The organism is Paenarthrobacter nitroguajacolicus, assembly GCF_029952445.1.
Taxonomy (GTDB): Bacteria; Actinomycetota; Actinomycetes; order Actinomycetales; family Micrococcaceae; genus Arthrobacter; species Arthrobacter nitroguajacolicus_B.
Genome location: NZ_JAQPPK010000003.1, coordinates 82,031 through 98,128 on the forward strand (window position 1 = coordinate 82,031; position 16,098 = coordinate 98,128).

Annotated in this window: 15 protein-coding genes and 1 riboswitch; of the genes, 10 read left to right on the plus strand and 5 right to left on the minus strand. The window is 63.8% G+C overall.

Annotation, left to right across the window (positions count from 1 at the left end; translation table 11 throughout):
• Positions 1-61: 61 nt before the first annotated feature.
• Positions 62-1,465 carry an MFS transporter gene (locus PJL15_RS02890; RefSeq protein WP_281449702.1) on the minus strand — a complete coding sequence of 468 codons (1,404 nt, stop codon included), beginning with the start codon at positions 1,463-1,465 and terminating at the stop codon, positions 62-64.
• Positions 1,466-1,681: 216 nt separating this feature from the next.
• Here PJL15_RS02890 and PJL15_RS02895 point away from each other — a divergent pair, with 216 nt between their 5' ends.
• Genes PJL15_RS02895 through mnhG form a run of 6 tightly spaced genes read left to right on the plus strand, consistent with a single transcriptional unit; the run spans position 1,682 to position 7,996 of the window.
• A complete protein-coding gene (locus tag PJL15_RS02895) occupies positions 1,682-4,717 on the plus strand; it encodes a Na+/H+ antiporter subunit A (protein ID WP_281449703.1) in 3,036 nt (1,011 codons plus the stop codon).
• Complete coding sequence (locus PJL15_RS02900) at positions 4,714-5,214, plus strand: Na(+)/H(+) antiporter subunit C (RefSeq protein WP_281449704.1); 501 nt, start codon at positions 4,714-4,716, stop codon at positions 5,212-5,214. The genes PJL15_RS02895 and PJL15_RS02900 overlap by 4 nt, the downstream gene beginning before the upstream one ends.
• Positions 5,211-6,779 (plus strand): Na+/H+ antiporter subunit D, encoded by a 1,569-nt coding sequence (locus PJL15_RS02905; RefSeq protein ID WP_281449705.1) that lies wholly within the window; start codon positions 5,211-5,213, stop codon positions 6,777-6,779. Before PJL15_RS02900 ends, PJL15_RS02905 begins: the two co-directional genes overlap by 4 nt.
• The gene (locus tag PJL15_RS02910; RefSeq protein WP_281449706.1) at positions 6,776-7,342 is read left to right on the plus strand and encodes a Na+/H+ antiporter subunit E; all 567 of its coding nucleotides are present in this window, start codon (positions 6,776-6,778) and stop codon (positions 7,340-7,342) included. The genes PJL15_RS02905 and PJL15_RS02910 overlap by 4 nt, the downstream gene beginning before the upstream one ends.
• Complete coding sequence (locus tag PJL15_RS02915; protein ID WP_281449707.1) at positions 7,339-7,617, plus strand: monovalent cation/H+ antiporter complex subunit F; 279 nt, start codon at positions 7,339-7,341, stop codon at positions 7,615-7,617. The genes PJL15_RS02910 and PJL15_RS02915 overlap by 4 nt, the downstream gene beginning before the upstream one ends.
• Positions 7,607-7,996, plus strand: coding sequence for a monovalent cation/H(+) antiporter subunit G (gene mnhG / locus PJL15_RS02920; protein WP_281449708.1), 390 nt, complete (start codon positions 7,607-7,609; stop codon positions 7,994-7,996). Before PJL15_RS02915 ends, mnhG begins: the two co-directional genes overlap by 11 nt.
• A gap of 82 nt (positions 7,997-8,078) precedes the next feature.
• On the opposite strand, the gene PJL15_RS02925 is transcribed toward mnhG, so the two are convergent.
• Both PJL15_RS02925 and PJL15_RS02930 read right to left on the minus strand, forming a co-directional pair.
• The gene (locus tag PJL15_RS02925; RefSeq protein WP_281449709.1) at positions 8,079-8,339 is read right to left on the minus strand and encodes a DUF4235 domain-containing protein; all 261 of its coding nucleotides are present in this window, start codon (positions 8,337-8,339) and stop codon (positions 8,079-8,081) included.
• Positions 8,340-8,363: 24 nt separating this feature from the next.
• A complete protein-coding gene (locus PJL15_RS02930) occupies positions 8,364-9,041 on the minus strand; it encodes an NUDIX hydrolase (RefSeq protein WP_281449710.1) in 678 nt (225 codons plus the stop codon).
• 163 nt (positions 9,042-9,204) lie between these two features.
• Positions 9,205-9,340, plus strand: a riboswitch (TPP riboswitch).
• A gap of 75 nt (positions 9,341-9,415) precedes the next feature.
• On the opposite strand from PJL15_RS02930, the gene PJL15_RS02935 reads away from it, so the two are divergent.
• From PJL15_RS02935 to PJL15_RS02945, 3 genes are read left to right on the plus strand one after another with little or no spacing between them, the layout of a single operon-like run.
• Entirely contained in the window at positions 9,416-10,036 is a 621-nt protein-coding gene (locus PJL15_RS02935; protein ID WP_281449711.1) for an ECF transporter S component, read from the plus strand.
• Entirely contained in the window at positions 10,036-11,592 is a 1,557-nt protein-coding gene (locus PJL15_RS02940) for an ABC transporter ATP-binding protein (protein WP_281449712.1), read from the plus strand. Before PJL15_RS02935 ends, PJL15_RS02940 begins: the two co-directional genes overlap by 1 nt.
• The gene (locus PJL15_RS02945) at positions 11,589-12,383 is read left to right on the plus strand and encodes an energy-coupling factor transporter transmembrane component T family protein (RefSeq protein ID WP_281449713.1); all 795 of its coding nucleotides are present in this window, start codon (positions 11,589-11,591) and stop codon (positions 12,381-12,383) included. The genes PJL15_RS02940 and PJL15_RS02945 overlap by 4 nt, the downstream gene beginning before the upstream one ends.
• Here PJL15_RS02945 and PJL15_RS02950 read toward each other — a convergent pair.
• Positions 12,380-12,979: a GNAT family N-acetyltransferase gene (locus tag PJL15_RS02950; RefSeq protein ID WP_281449714.1), complete on the minus strand. Its 600-nt coding sequence runs from the start codon at positions 12,977-12,979 to the stop codon at positions 12,380-12,382. The two genes, PJL15_RS02945 and PJL15_RS02950, sit on opposite strands and share 4 nt — an antisense overlap.
• 29 nt (positions 12,980-13,008) lie before the next feature.
• Positions 13,009-15,132 (minus strand): penicillin acylase family protein, encoded by a 2,124-nt coding sequence (locus PJL15_RS02955; protein ID WP_281449715.1) that lies wholly within the window; start codon positions 15,130-15,132, stop codon positions 13,009-13,011.
• A 101-nt stretch (positions 15,133-15,233) separates the two neighbouring features.
• Between PJL15_RS02955 and PJL15_RS02960 the strand changes: the two genes are divergently transcribed.
• Entirely contained in the window at positions 15,234-15,953 is a 720-nt protein-coding gene (locus tag PJL15_RS02960) for a siderophore-interacting protein (RefSeq protein ID WP_281449716.1), read from the plus strand.
• Positions 15,954-16,098: the final 145 nt, after the last annotated feature.

The window sequence follows — 16,098 nt, forward strand, 5'->3', positions numbered from 1 at the left end:
TCCACCCTAAACTCTGTTGAACCGGTCCGGTACGTTGTTGACGCCATCCGTCCCTATGTAGTTAACGCTCTGGTACTACCGCTATTTCCACTTTGGCCGGAGGCTTAACCGGCAGGATCACCAGGAGCCCGGCTAGGAGCACAACCATGATCCCGAGGATGCCCCAGCGCTGGGCTTCTCCGGCAGCAACGAGCGGGGAGGCGATGGCGATGCACAGAGTAAACAGTGTGGGAGCCAGGAAGCTGACGGCCCTCCCAGTGGTTGCGTAAATGCCGAACAATTCGCCGGACTCGCCAGCCGGGGCAAGCCTGGCCAGGTAGGCCCGGGAGGAGGACTGCGCGGGTCCCACGAACAGGCAGAGGAGAAGTCCAAAGATCCAGAACGTGGCAGATCCGGGCCACTGGTTGCCGAAGAAGACGTAGTCGCCGTTGCCGAGGATCAGGATGAAGGTCCCCGCGGTCAGCAGCCCTATCAGGGACAGGACAATGACTGCTTTGGGTCCGATTCTGTCATCCAGGAAGCCGCCGATAATCGCGCCCACAGCGGCCACAACGTTGCCGAAGATTGCGAAGAAGATGACCTCTTTGAGTTCGAATCCAAAGGTTCCAGCAGCGATCACGCCACCAAAGGTGAACACGGCCGCGAGGCCGTCGCGGAAGATGGCGCTGGACAGCAGGAAGTAGATGGTGTGCGGGCTGGTTTTGTAGATGGCCCGGATCCTGCGGATCAGCAGTTTGTAGGAATCGAAGAAGCCCAAAGCCGCCGTATCCTTCTTCACCGACACCTCAGGAACCGCAAACATCACGGGGAGGGCAAAGATGAAGAACCACAGGGCAGAGAAGACAGCCACCAGCCGGATGTTCAGAGAGTCCTGGGTGGATGCGCCGAACCAGTCGAAGGAAGGCTGGACAAAAAGTTGCAGGACGAGCAGGAGCGCCACGATCCCGCCCAGGTATCCCATTCCCCAACCAAAACCGCTGACTTTGCCTATATTCCGGGGAGTGGAGATCTGGGCGAGCATGGCATTGTAGTTGACGCCAGCAAACTCAAAGAACACATTGCCCAAGGCGATCAGGCAGACTCCCAACAGCAGGAATTCCGGCCGCGGGAAGACGAAAAAACAAAGTCCGGTGAGTACTGCCGTCGCCGCTGTGTTGACGCCGAGCCAGAGTTTCCGCCTGCCCCCGGCATCGGAGCGCTGCCCAGTTACCGGTGCCAACAGTGCGATGGCCAGGCCTGCAATGGCCAGGGCCGCACCCAAGGCCGCCGATGCCGCATCTTCTCCGCCGAAGGCATTGGACGTGAGGTAAACCGTGAAGACGAACGTCGTCATGACCGCGTTGAAGGCGGCCGAGCCCCAATCCCAGGACGCCCAAGCGAGGATCTGGCCTTTTTTGGAGGCGACTGGGCCCGAGGCGAGCTCGGATGTCGGGTGGGAGGCTTCGGGAACTGCGGCCGCGTTCATAGTGTGAATGCTATAGGGGCAGGGAGGGCCGCGGGCAGATGACAGACCGCGGTGTGTGGACAACCCGAGGGATCCGTCAGGTCCAGGGCCGTCCGCCAGCCTGCACACGTGGCCAAAAACTGTCGGGCCCCCTTGATAAACTAGGTGGACTGAACCCAACGTATGACCGCCTGCTCCAACTTTTGACAATTCCTTCCTGACTTTGCGGAGAAAACAGTGATCACAGTTCTCGCCATCACCTTTGTAGCGGCAACTGTGGCGCCCTTGATCTTCCGCTCACTTGGACGCAACGCGTTCTACGTTTTGGCCGCCGTCCCTGCGGCCGCCTTCGTGTGGCTGGTCCTTCAGTACGGCCCCGTATATTCCGGTGGCGGCATAGAAGAAGTGCTGCCGTGGATTCCCAGCCTGCAGCTTGAACTCGCATTCCGGATGGATCCCTTGGCTTGGGTCATGTCCTTGCTGATTCTGGGTGTCGGCGCGCTGGTGCTGGTCTATTGCGCCCGCTATTTCAAGAACAAGGATCCGGGCCTCGGTGGTTTCGGTGCCCAGCTGCTGGCCTTCGCGGGTGCCATGTTCGGCCTGGTCACTTCCGACGACCTCCTGATGCTGTTCATCTTCTGGGAACTCACCACCATCCTGTCCTACCTGTTGATTGGTTATGCCCGCACCCGTTTGGCGGCACGCCGGTCGGCCCTGCAAGCGCTGATGGTCACTACCGCGGGCGGACTGGCAATGCTGGTGGGCCTCATCATCGTCGGCCAAGCGGCGGGAACGTACCGCATCTCGACCATTCTGGACCAGGCCGGGACGCTCATGAGCGGACCGATGGAGGGCGCGGTGACCGCCGCCGTCGTACTGATCCTGGTGGGTGCCATCACCAAATCGGCGCTTGTTCCGTTCCACTTCTGGCTCCCAGGCGCCATGGCCGCACCTACGCCGGTCAGTGCCTACCTGCACGCGGCCGCGATGGTGAAGGCCGGCATCTACATCGTCGCGCGGCTGGCCCCGGGTTTTGCCGCGTCGGACTTCTGGCTGCCGGTGGTGCTGGGGCTTGGACTGGCCACGATGCTGGTTGGCGGCTACCGCGCGCTGCGGCAGACGGACATCAAACTCATCCTTGCCTATGGGACGGTGAGCCAACTCGGCTTCCTCACCATGGTGGTGGGGCTGGGACGGCCCGACGCCGCCCTGGCTGGTCTCGGGCTGCTGCTGGCTCACGGCTTGTTCAAAGCCACGTTGTTCCTGGTTGTCGGTATCATCGACCACCAATCCGGAACCCGCGACATCCGCAAGCTCTCAGGAGTTTTCCGTTCCTCCCGGGCGCTGGGTGTGGTTGCGGCGATTGCGGCCGCATCCATGGCGGGGGTGCCGCCGTTGGCCGGTTTCGTCGCCAAGGAATCGGTGTTCGAAGCCTTCGTTCACTACGGAACCGGTCACGAGGCCACCGCCTGGGGCATCTGGATCCTGGTGGGTCTGGTCATCGGCTCAATTCTCACCTTCGCCTACAGCGCCCGTTTCATGTGGGGTGCGTTCGCGGTCAAGCCCGGCGTGGAAGCCACCCCTTTCAAACCCATCAAGCCCGCGTTCCTGGCAGCCCCGGCCATCCTCAGCCTGCTCACCATCGTGTACGGCCTGTGGCCCGCACCCGTGGACACCTGGATCCAGCCTTACGCTGCGTTGTTCGCTGACGGTCCGGACGCGGTCGACGCCGGCCACTTGGCTTTATGGCACGGCGTCACCCCTGCGCTGGGGCTGACTGCGATCACGTTCGCTTTGGGCGCGGCCATGTTCTACGGGCGGAACATCGTTGCCCGTCTCCAGGGCCTGGTTCCCGACTGGGTTGACGGCGACCGCGCGTACCAAAACACCATTGGCGCCCTGGACGATGTTGCCGTCTGGGTGACGGGCCGCACGCAGCGTGGTTCGCTGTACTTCTACCTGGCAGTGATCCTGACTGTCGCGTTCGCTGTTCCGCTGACCGCCTTGATCATGGCCAACAAGCCCCTGCCGGACGGCGTCTACTTCATCGACCCCAACTCGCCCTTGCAACTGGTGGCGGGAGCCGGAATCGTGGTCGGGGCGTTGGCCGCTGTACGTGCCAACAAACGATTCCTCGCGGTGCTCATGGTCTCCGTGACCGGCTACGGCATTGCCCTCATGTTCGCGCTCCAAGGTGCTCCGGACCTGGCGCTGACGCAGATGCTGGTGGAAACCATTGTGCTGGTGGCTTTCGTTCTGGCCATGCGCAGCCTGCCCGCGGAGTTGAGGGACAGGACCGGAGGCAGGCTCAGGGTCATCCGCGTCATCATCGGCGCAGCCTTTGGCATCACCATGATTTTCGTGGCCATCTACGCCATGGGTGCCCGCGTTGCCACCCCCGTTTCCCTCGACTTCCCCCGCCTGGCCTACGAGGGCGGAGGTGGACTCAACGTGGTCAACGTGACCCTCGTGGACATCCGCGCCTGGGATACGTTCGGCGAAATTTCCGTGTTGGCAATCGCTGCCACGGGTGTCGCGAGCCTGATCTTCGTCCGGAGCCGTGGCGACCGCATCAAGACCTCCGAGGCGGTGCCGGAAGGCAGCGTGGGGCGCCGCACCGGCGTCGAGCGTGATTCCCGGGCAGGCGCCACGCTGGCAGTGGCGAGGAAGTTCACCGACGTCACCCGCGATGCCTGGCTGGTGGCCGGCCGTACTCTGGCTCCGGAACGGCGTTCGATCATTTTCGAAGTGGTCACCCGGCTCATCTTCCACTCGATGATCGTCTTCTCCATCTATCTCCTCCTGGCAGGGCACAACCTGCCCGGCGGAGGGTTCGCAGGCGGCCTGACGGCAGGGCTCGCCCTGACCATCCGCTATCTTGCCGGCGGACGGTTCGAGCTGAGCGAGGCAGCGACCATCAGTGCCGGAACGCTTCTCGGAACAGGACTTGCGACGGCGGCCGCGTCCGGCTTGGTCCCGTTGTTCCTGGGCGGGCAGGTATTCCAGAGCGCCATTATCGAGTTCTGGCTGCCGGTCTTTGGAGACGTCAAGTTCGTCACGTCCACCATCTTCGATATCGGCGTGTACATCGTGGTGGTGGGGTTGGCGCTGGACGTCCTCCGCAGCCTCGGCGCCGAAATCGACGAGCACTTTGAAGGCAAGGGCGCGCCCCTCACTGAGGAAGACGCCGCCGAGCAAGCCGGGATGGCACAAGAAGCCGGACTGGCCCAGGAAGCCGCCGACTCGGTCGCGTCCGGGAAAGGTACCGCATGAGCATCAACCTGACCCTGCTGATCGTCATGGGCGTGCTCTACGCCTGCGGCATCTACCTCATCCTGGAACGCAGCCTGACCCGCGTGCTGCTGGGATTGATGCTGCTGGCCAATGCCACCAACATCCTGATCCTGAGCACCGGCGGGTACGCAGGGCTGGCGCCCTTCTTCACCAAGGAAACGAACCCGGATTCCTATAGTGACCCCCTTCCGCAAGCACTGATCCTGACCTCGATCGTCATTTCCTTCGCCGTGACAGCATTCATGCTGGGCATCATTTACCGCACCTGGGTCCTTGCCCGCCAGGACGAGATCCAGGACGACCTCGAAGACGTCCGCGTGGCCAAGACCCCCAGCTTCGATGCCGAGGACGACGCAATCGTGCCATTGGAAACCTCGGAGTTCGCGATCACGCCGTCCAGCACCCAGGACCGGAACCACCCGGAAGCAACAGAGACCCCCAACTCGTCAACAACGCAGGAAGGAGGCAGCGCGTGAATCTCGCAAGCCTGTCACCGCTGGCCGTCCTCCTTCCGATTCTTGGCGCCGCGCTGGCGTTCCTCCTGATCCGGCACCAGACCGCCCAGCGGGTAGTCAGCATCGGTATCCTCAGCAGCACACTGCTCCTCGAATGCCTTCTGCTGTTCTCCGTCTGGACAGGTGGAACCACCTCGGTCACGCTGGGTGGCTGGCTGCCGCCGTGGGGCGTGGTGCTGGTGGTGGACCAGTTCTCCTCGCTCATGCTGGTGGTTTCGTCCGTGGTGAGCCTGGCCGTTTTGATTTACGCCACCGGTCAGGGAATGGCCGACGGCGACCATGAAGCTCCCGTTTCGATCTTCCACCCGACCTACCTCATCCTGGTGGCGGGTGTTTCCAATGCCTTCCTCACCGGAGACCTTTTCAACCTGTATGTCGGCTTCGAGATCCTGCTGACTGCAAGCTACGTGCTCATGACCCTGGGCGGGACGGGACCGCGCATCCGTGCCGGTGTCACGTACGTGGTGGTCTCCGTGGTGTCATCGGTCCTGTTCCTCATAGCCATCGCCATGATTTACGGGGCTACCGGCACCATCACCATGGCAGATCTTGCCGTAAAACTCGCCGAGCTGGACCAAGGCACCCAGAACCTGTTGCATGTGATGCTGCTGGTGGCCTTTGGCATCAAGGCCGCAGTGTTCCCGCTGTCCTTCTGGCTCCCGGACTCCTATCCCACGGCACCGGCACCCGTCACCGCGGTGTTCGCCGGGTTGCTGACCAAAGTCGGTGTCTACGCCATGGTCCGGACAGAGACCCTTTTGTTCCCTGGCGACACCCTCAACGTCCCTTTGATGGTGGTGGCGCTACTCACCATGGTGGTGGGTATTCTGGGTGCCCTTGCCCAGAGTGACATCAAGCGTCTTCTGTCCTTTACCCTGGTCAGCCACATTGGTTACATGGTGTTCGGCCTCGCCATGAGTTCCGTGGCCGGTCTGGGCGCGGCAGTCTTCTACGTTGCGCACCACATCACCGTGCAGACCAGCCTGTTCCTGGTCACGGGCCTCATAGAACGCCGTGGTGGCAGCTCGTCCATTGACCGGCTGGGTGGCCTGGCCAAGCTTTCGCCATTGCTGGCGTTGCTGTTCTTCGTCCCGGCCATGAACTTGGCAGGCATTCCGCCGTTCTCGGGGTTCCTTGGAAAGCTGGGTCTCCTGCAGGCCGGAGTGGAGCTCGGCACACCTTTGGCGATCGTGTTGGTGGTGGGTGGCGTGGTCACCAGCCTGCTGACCCTGCTGGCGATCGCCAGGGTTTGGAACAGGGCCTTCTGGCGCAAACCAGAGGATGCCGAATATCCGGATCCCGTGCTGTTGACCCCCGGAAACGTGGGAGTTCTGCCACGTACGATGGTGGGTTCCACGGCGGCCTTGGTGGTGTTCGGTGTGGCGCTGACGGTCTTCGCCGGACCGCTTTTCCAGGTGTCGGACGGTTCCGCGGAGATCATGCTGGATCGCTCGGCCTACATCCACTCGGTGCTGGGTGATTCCGTCGAGGTCCCACCGCTGCCGCAGAACGGTGGTGCGAAATGAGCCGCAAGCCGATCTCGTTCCGCACGGAGCTGCCGCTGCTCATTTGGTTGGTAATCGTGTGGGGTGCCCTGTGGCGGGATTTCAGCCCGGGCAACCTCCTGTTTGGCGCCCTGATTGCCGTGCTGGTGGCAAAGTTCTTCTACCTTCCGCCCGTTGAGCTCAGCGGCCGGTTCAACTTGCTGCGTGCCATTCCGTTCGCCCTGCTGTTCGTCGCAAAAGTGGTGGCAGCGAGCTTCCTGGTGTTGTATCTGGCTGTGGTTAAGGGACCCAAGGTGCGCAGCGCCGTCGTCGCCGTTCCGTTGCGGAGCCATTCAGACCTCATGGTGACGGCAACGGGGCATGTGATATCGCTGATTCCCGGGTCCCTGGTGGTGGAAGTGGACCGCTCCACCTCAACCCTGTACCTCCACGCACTGAACATTTACCAGGAAGCGGACATCGACAAGATACGCCGGGAAACGCAGGATATTGAGGCGGGACTGATCCGCATCATGGGCACGCGGGAAGAAGTCGAAGCGTTGAAAGCCGAAGCTGTTACCGGAACGGAAAGGGCGGCGTCGTGAAGGAATTTGTTCTTTTGGCCACCGCAGTGATCCTCAGTCTCGCAGCAGCGGGTGCGATCGTGCGCATCGCGATCGGTCCGTCCCTGCTGGACCGTGTCCTGGCTTCCGACGTTCTGCTGGCCATCCTCGGTGCGGCCCTTGCCATCGACATGGCAGTGAACCAGCACCTCAACAACCTGATGCTGCTGGTGGCACTTGCAGTGATCGGTTTCATTGGCTCGGTGACAGTTGCGAGGTTCGTAGCCGAGCGGAGGGAACAGAACAATGAGTCCTGACGCCACCGGACTGGACCTGGTGATCGACGTCGTCACCGCGGTGTTCCTGATAGTCGGTGCCCTGATGTCGCTGGGCGCGGCAATCGGCCTGCTGAGGTTTCCGGATCTCATGAGCCGCATGCACGCAGCCACCAAGCCCCAGGTGTTGGGCTTGTTCCTGATGCTCGCAGCGATCGGCCTGCAGATGCGCACTTGGTGGGTGTGGCCCGTCCTGCTGGTGGCGTGGATCTTCCAGCTCCTCACGGCACCGGTCTCGGCCCACATGGTGGGCCGCTCCGCCTACCGCACCAAGCACGGACACCGCGAGAAGCTCACCAAAGACGAACTTGAAGCCGTGGTCCAAAGGGCTGCTGCCGGCCAGGAACCCTTGGAACCTTAAAGGCAACGCGGGGTCACTTATGGCCCATAAACCCTGTCGGGATGGGCCATAAGTGACCCCGCGTTGCTTGTAGCGGTGATGACTAGACGATGTCAGCGCTCTTGGCGAAGCGGGCAATGGCCCGTTGCGTGCCGCGGCTGGCCAGCACCTGGATAAGAGTGCTCACGAAAGCGGAAATCAGCGCAAAAGTCAGGGCTGAACGGAGGCTCGCTTCCATGTCGTCGTTGCCTGTGGGCGGCTTGTTGCCCGTGGCTTTTTCCCAGCCTTTGTTGACGAGTTTGGTACCGACAAAGCCTGCGCCGAGGCTTACCCCGGCGCCCAAGAGCTTGAAAAAGAGGTTCATGCCCCCAGCCTAACTGTCCCCGGGCTACCTGCGGCTTTCCCGCTCCTTGAGGAAGGCGGTCAAAGAACCCACCGGGGCCAGCACCGGGACAACCGGGTGCTCGGCTGACCAAACGGCGTCCACGGAATCGAAGCCTTCGATTTCCTTCAGCAGGTAGTACGTGGGCGGCATGAGCTTCAGTTGCCCTGCTGCTTCTGCTTCCAAAATCCCGCTGACCGGCATCCACAGGGATTGCCAGGCCTCCGTGGTTTGGTGCCGGGGCTGGGCTTCGGGTGCGGGCTTGGCGACATAGAAGTAAGTGTCGAAACGTTTGGGCATGTCAACGGGAGTGATCCAGTTGGCCCACGGGCGCAGGTCTGCGGCCCTGATGTCCAGTCCGGCCTCTTCCTGGACTTCGCGGATGGCAGCTGCGAGAACCGCTCCCGAGTTCGTTTCTGCTTGGGCGGTGTCTTCGGCGATAGAGCTCTGCGCCCAGGCCTCAGCGTGGCTGCGGAGCAGTTCGGCCGGATAATCCCATCCGGCCTGGTCCGCGGCGTCCACCCGGCCGCCCGGGAAGACCACCATGCCCGCGGCGAAGTCCATGGTGCGGACCCTGTGCTGGACGAAGGCTTCGAGCCCGGCCGGAGCGTCGCGGAGCAGAATCACGCTGGCAGCCAGGCGGGGCTCGGGCACTGGGCTGGAGGAACCGCGGAGATCCGTCATACAGCCATTCTCTCAGGTGTGCGTTGTGGGGCCTGGTTTGCGTGCCAAAACCCATGGGGAGCGCGCAGGGCAGGCCTCGCAACGGGTGGGATCCGAATGTGACCCCACCCCGCCCACCGATGCACGCGGAGGTGTAAACTGAACCAGCCCATCAGGGCAGATTTGATAACGACAGGGGAGCGCCGCCGTCGAATCCTGTACCACGCAGGAGACGCGAGGGCGCTGAGAGTGCGGACAGCCGCAGACCCTCGAACCTGATCCGGTTAGTACCGGCGCAAGGGAGTCGAGCTTCTCAGAGTGTCCGGATCCGGGCGGCGCAAGCCAACCGCAATCCGGGGAGCACTTTCCCCTCCTGTAACCTCAGGAGGCAGAAAATGACCACGGTAAACGTGAAGAAGACCAGCTATAGCTGGCGTGTTGTAGACATCGTGGTGGCAGCCCTCATTGCCATCGCCGGCGGCGTGATCTTCTGGGCCTGGTCCCAGGGCGCCGCACTGGTATCCATCCCCATGAACGCGGCCTACCCGCCCCTCACCGGCCTGATCGCAGGTGGCTGGATGATCCCCGCCGTTCTGGGCATGCTCATTATCCGCAAACCCGGTGCGGCCCTGTTCTGCGAGGCCGTGGCCGCCACCGGCGAACTCATCATGGGCTCGCAGTACGGCACCACCGTGCTGATCTCGGGCATCCTGCAGGGCCTGGGCGCCGAGCTCATCTTCGCCGCATTCCGCTACAAGAAGTTCAACCTGCCCACCTCGCTTCTCGCGGGCGCAGGTGCGGGCCTCTTCTGCGGCCTGAACGACTCCTTCCTCCCGTGGGGCTGGAACATCGCCTATGAGGCCATCGACAAGCTGACCTACATCACGTTCACCACGATCTCCGGCGCGATCATCGCCGGTGCACTGTCCTGGATTGCGACGCGCGGGCTGGCCAAGACGGGCGTCCTGAGCTCGTTCGCGTCGCGCAAGGCCGCTTCGGAGCCAGTTTTCAGCTGATGCCCGCCACACACAGCGGCACGGTGCGGCCTGCCGCCATTTCCGCCGAGGGGTGGGGGTGGCGGCATGCCGGCCGTTCCACGCCTGCCATCCAGGGACTGGATCTGCGGATCGAACCGGGGGAACGCGTACTGCTTCTGGGTCCTTCCGGTGCCGGCAAGTCCACGCTCCTGCACGCCCTCGCCGGGGTACTCGGTGACGAGGAAGACGACTCCGACGAGACCGGTTCGCTGCTGATCGACGGCGTCCCTCCCCGCGGCCAGCGTGGCCGCGCCGGCCTGATGCAGCAGGACCCTGAAACGCAGGTGGTCCTCTCCCGCGTCGGCGACGACGTCGCTTTTGGTGCCGAGAACCTGGCCGTGCCGAGGGACGAGATCTGGTCCCGCGTCCATGAAGCGCTCGACGACGTTGGCTTGCGTACCGCTGCCGGCGGCGGTTTGGCGTTGGATCACCCGACGGCGGCGCTTTCCGGAGGTCAGAAGCAGCGCCTTGCGCTGGCCGGCATTTTGGCGATGCGTCCTGGCCTGATCCTGTTGGACGAACCCACGGCCAACCTCGATCCCGCGGGGGTCCTCGAGGTCCGGGATGCGGTTGGACGGTGCCTGGACAAGACAGGTGCCACCTTGGTGGTGGTGGAGCACAGGGTGTCCGTGTGGAAGGACCTTGTGGATCGGATTGTGGTCCTGCAACCCGGGGCTGCCGGTGGAGGTGTGCTCCTGGACGGACCACCGGACCAGGTCCTCACGGAAGCGCGTTCCATGTTGATGGCTGCAGGCGTGTGGGTTCCCGGATACGTTCCCCCGACGCGGGCGCGGACGCAGGTGGCCGGGCCATACGAACTCCTCATCGCTACCCAGGACCTGGCCGTGTCCCGGGAAAAGCCCAAGCGGAAGGGCTTCAAAACCATCCCGCCCGTTCCCGCGCAGAAGGACATCACCGCCCAGGTCCGGGCTGGCCAGGCCTTGACCATTACAGGGCCGAACGGGGCGGGCAAGTCCACTTTCGCGCTCACCTTGGCCGGCCTTCTGGCGCCGGTGGCCGGTACGGTGAGTGCCGGCGTCGGGCTTTCAGAGGGGGCCGGCATTGACCCGTACAAGTGGAAAGCAGACCAGCTGATCTCAAGGATCGGCACTGTCTTCCAAGAGCCGGAACACCAGTTCGTCACCGGTAAAGTCCTGGACGAGCTCATGTTCGGTCCCAAGCACCTGGGCCATGGCGAGGACCGCGTGGACGAACTGGTGGAGCGGCTGCGGCTGGGCCATCTGGTGGACGCCAATCCCTACACTTTGTCCGGCGGGGAGAAGCGCAGGCTTTCGGTGGCCACGGTGCTGGGCGCCCACCCCAAGGTGCTGGTCCTTGACGAGCCTACGTTCGGCCAGGATGCCAACACATGGGCCGAGTTGGCGTCGTTCCTGTCCGAGTTGTTGGACGCCGGAACAGCAGTGGTGTCCGTTACCCACGACCAGGAGTTCAGCGCCGTCCTGGGTGGGGCGGAACTGAGGCTGGGGCCGGTATCTCAGGGCGAAACTGCGCATCAGGAAGCGGGTGCCGCATGAGGGACGCCTTGAACCTGCGCGGAAACCACGCACTCCTGACCCGCGCCAACCCCTTGGCCAAGTTCGTGGCCGTCTTCCTTATCTCGCTGGTCCTGGCACTGTCCATCGACTGGGTTTCCGCTTCCACGGCGCTCATCGCGGAACTGGCCCTCTTCCCGCTGGCCGGCCTTACGTTGCGGCTGTTGTGGCTGCGGGCGTGGCCCTTGATCATCGCGGCCGTCATTGGTGGCTGGAGCACCGCGATCGTCGCCGCTGACAGCGGCGCTGTACTGCTCGACGTCGGACTCTGGTCCATCAGCGAAGGTTCCCTTCAGCTGGGGCTGGGTTTCATGCTGCGTGGTTTGGCGATTGCCCTCCCGGCGATCCTGCTGATGTCCTGCACCGACCCGACTGACTTGGCCGATGCCTTGGCGCAGAAAGCAAAGCTGCCGCACCGCTTTGTCCTCGGTTCCCTTGCGGCCATGAGGCTGGTAGGCCTGATGGCCGAGGAATGGCAGACCATCGGGATGGCGCGCCGCGCCCGCGGTGTCGGCTCCCAGGGCAGCCCGATCCAACGCCTGAAGGCCACGCTTGGGCAGAGCTTCGGACTCCTGGTCCAAGCTGTGCGCCGGGCATCGCGTTTGGCCGTGACCATGGAGGCCCGAGGTTTTGGTGGTGGGCAACGGACCTGGGCGCGTGAGTCCACGTACTCGCTCCTGGACGCCTGGGTGCTTCTGGGCGGCGTGGTCATAGCAACCGGGGCCGTGCTCACGGCCGTGGGTTCCGGGACGTGGAGCTTCGTATGGCGTTAGCGGGCCGGTAGTTCCTGGATCTCGTCGAAGTCGGCTCGCGTCAGGAAACCGAGCTGGGCTTCCTTTTCCTCCAGCTGGATGATGGGGCCCAACTCGAAACAGGTGGCTTCCAGCCTGCGCAGGGCTTTCGCGTTGCGTGAGTCGGGCTCCACGATGATCCTGTCCTTGCCTGGGAGCGAGAACATGTACCGGATAAGGGAAGTGCCAAGCCTGGGCGTGAAATGCGGAATGGGCCGTGTTGCCGGCGCCAGTAGCAAGTGCATCCCGATGTCCGCCTCACGGGCGGGGTAGGCCTCGCCCACAGGATCGTGCAGGGGCTCGTAGGTCTGGAAAAGCGCCAGGGGCTCGCCATCAAGGAGGGCCAGGAACGCGTGGTGGGTCTCCAATGAATCAAGGAACCCGTAGATCTCCAGTACTTCCTCGCGGGTTTTCTCCGTCATGCCCCAGAACCTGGCGCGGGGTTGTGTGACCCATTCGAAGATGAGCCCGATGTCCTCGGTGGGTTTCAACGGGACGATCCGCAATTCACCCCAGCCTTCGAGGTTCTCGGAGTAGACGGTGGTGCGGACAGAGAAGTCCTGGGTGACGGTGCTCATGTGTTCCTTCGGTAGGCGGGTGTCTGGTGTCAGTTCGGGTCTTTGGCCAGGGCGGACCAGTCCGTGGTTACAGGGACCATCCGGCCTTCGCTCCAGAGCGGAAGCTGGTCGGCGAAGTGTTCGTGTCCGGGCGTTCCAGCGGCTCCGAAAGGCACGATCCAGCGACTGTTGCCACGGCGGGCCAGATCCCAGACGTAACGGGCCGCCGGTCCCCGGAAACTGCGGTCCTCCACGCCAGGGAGGCTCTCGGTGCACAGTACGCAGCCTGTGTCTCCGCCGAGGTCAGCCGTCGGTACCCTTGCTGCAAGGGCATCCGGGAGGACATGGACTGCCAACAGCTGGTGTCGGTCACCCCATGGGGCACCGTCCACGAGGGCGTCCTCCAGGGCGGCGTCCTCCAACGCAGCCGCGACTTCCACTCCACCTACGATGCCGAGTTCGGAGCCGCGGACCAGCAGAGTCTCCAAAGCGAAGCCGATCCGCGATGCCACGGACAGCCACGGTCCAAACAAGGGGGAGTAGCCGTTCGGCGCGTTCAACGGAGCAAGAGCGGCGTGCCGTCCGAGGCGTTGCACCAAGGCACCACGCCAGGCAGCGAAGATGGCCGCTTGGTGGCTATGGGCATCCATCCGGCCATCCCAAACCATCAGCTGCGATCTCAGTTCCTTTGCCGCAAGGGACAGATCTGACGGGTCCATGGCGGCCAGGAGCCGGCGGAAGAAGGGCCAAGGACCCAGCAGGGTGTCGGTGTGCATGGACTGCATGTCATCCCCGGTCAGCGTCCGATCGGGGGAGGACTCCAGCAGCTCCCGAATCCGAAGGGCGCGGTAGGCAGGCGCGAACTCCATCGCCACCTTGTCTCCACCACCTGCGGCGCGGTCGTTCGCGCTCACGGCAAACCGTCCTACCTCGGTGCGGGGCAACGCGGCGTACTGTCCGTCCCAGGCGTGGCGGGACGAAAAGGCCGGGGCGGGGAGGCGGCGGTTTGCAGGGTTGCGCTGCGGAACCAAACCGGCAACGAAATGCCGAACAGCTCCGGACGAATCCGCGGCCACAACGCTGTTGACGGGCTCCACCCAGGCGTCAAAGGCCGCCTCAACGTCGGCGACGCTCCGGCTCCGCAACAGCGGCAGGAGGGCCTCGAAACCCAGCCGCCCCTCAACCCGGGCAGGGAAGCGCAAGCTCAGCGCACCGCCGTCGGGCGTATCGGAGATGACCGGACCCCGCGCAGTCTCAATGACCTCAACGGTCACGGCTTCGCCGCCCCGGACGCTGATGGTTTCGGTACTGACGACGGCGGACTCCCAACCTTTCGCCCCGCGCGCCTCGATGCGTTCACCGTTGCTGTCGCTGATCCGGCGGAGTTCCTCCACGAAGAGGTCCTGGTAATCGGCCATGGCGTTGGTGACGGCCCAGGCGGTGTAGCCGGTGTGGGCGAAATGCGGCAGGCCCGGGACACCGGGGAACGCGAAGCCCACGATGTCGAACTCCGGGCACGCGAGCCGCACTTGCTGGTACACGCCGGGCAGCTCCATGAGGCGGTGCGGGTCCCCGGCGATCAACGGCTGCCCGGTCGCCGTCGTCGAACCGTGGGCGGCCCAGGCGTTGCTGCCGGACCAGACAGGGGCCTCGATGCTGAACAGATCCACGGCGTCTTCCCCGAGTGTCCGTGCGACGTGGGCCCGGAACAGCTTGTTGGGGAAAGTGGAGAACAGGATGTGGTGGACCAGGAAGACGCCCAAGGGTGTCCACGGGAGCCACGGCTCCGGGGCGCAACCGGCTTCATCGAACTCAGGGCTGCCGCGGAGATCGTCGGCGAGGGCCTGGTTGATGCCGGCAACGTACTGTCCGCACCAGCGCTGCGTGTGGTGTGGGAGTTTGTCGAAGCAACGGCGCGCGGTGTCATTCAGCCGCACTTGGCGGGCAAACCGGTCCCAGACCACGGCGTCGGACCCCAGAACTTCGGCAGCCCGGCCTTCCGAACGCCAGCGCTCCAGCTCGATCTGCCACGAGCGGTCGATCGCGGCGTTCCGCCCCTGGAGGAAGGCAAGATCGTCGGCCGATTCAGCCCACAGATGCGGGATTCCCCAGTCGTCGCGGTAGCTTCCTGGGCCGCCTGCCGGGGCGGAGTGTTGCGTCGGGGCAGGCGTCATGATCTCTGTCTGCTTTCGAGCTTAGGTTAGGCTTACTTAAGTTCAAGATAAATGTCTTTGGTCCGGCGCACAAATCGCGGCCATCTGTGAAGGAGTGCTGCTTGAAGCGCAATTGGGAAGGCGTCGTCCTTAAGGTCATGGGCGCCAAGGACTTCACTTTGGAAGTCACCGGCCGGGAAGAGATCACGCCGGACTTCCTGCGCGTACACGTGCGCGACGGCGGACTCCTGAAGGCCAGCGGCCTGCATCCGACCATGTGGATCCGGCTCTGGTTCCACGACTCCGGCAAGGCCCACCAACGCGCATACACCCTGGTGAACGCGTCCCCCGCCGACGGCACCTTCAGCATGGATTTCGCGATGCACCAGGGGGTTGCGGCCGATTGGGCCCGTTCTGTCCAAATCGGCGACACCATCGATGCCACGGTCCAGGGCAGCTCCTTCGCCCTCCCGGAGCCCACCCAGCGCCGCATTTGGGTGGTTGGGGACCCCGCTTCCATCCCCGCCATCAACTCGCTGCTGGATGCGCGGGGAACGGTCCCCGTCACGGCCTGGCTTGAGTACCAGCACGACGCCGACACCTCACTTGAGGTGCGGACGGCCCCTGGCGATGTGGTCACGTGGATACCCCGCAAACGGGACGGTGCTGCCCTGGTGGAAGACGTCTGTGGTTCGCTGACGTCCAATTCCGTGGCCGTGGCGGAGGACTTCTTCTGGATCGCGTGCGAAGCGTCAAGTACCCGGGCAATCGTCAAGCATCTGCGGAAGGGCTTGGGGGTGGACAAGCATCGGATTGATGCGTTGGGCTACTGGCGGGCCTAGGGAGCTGTAGCCCCAACGATGGCGGGCGGCCCCGGTTGGTGAGTGCCGCCGTCGAGCTTTTATCGCACGGTACGGGTAGGGTGTGACGTTTGCCGCCTAATCGGCGTGTGGGTGGCCAGTTCTAACTCATCTATGATATTTCTTG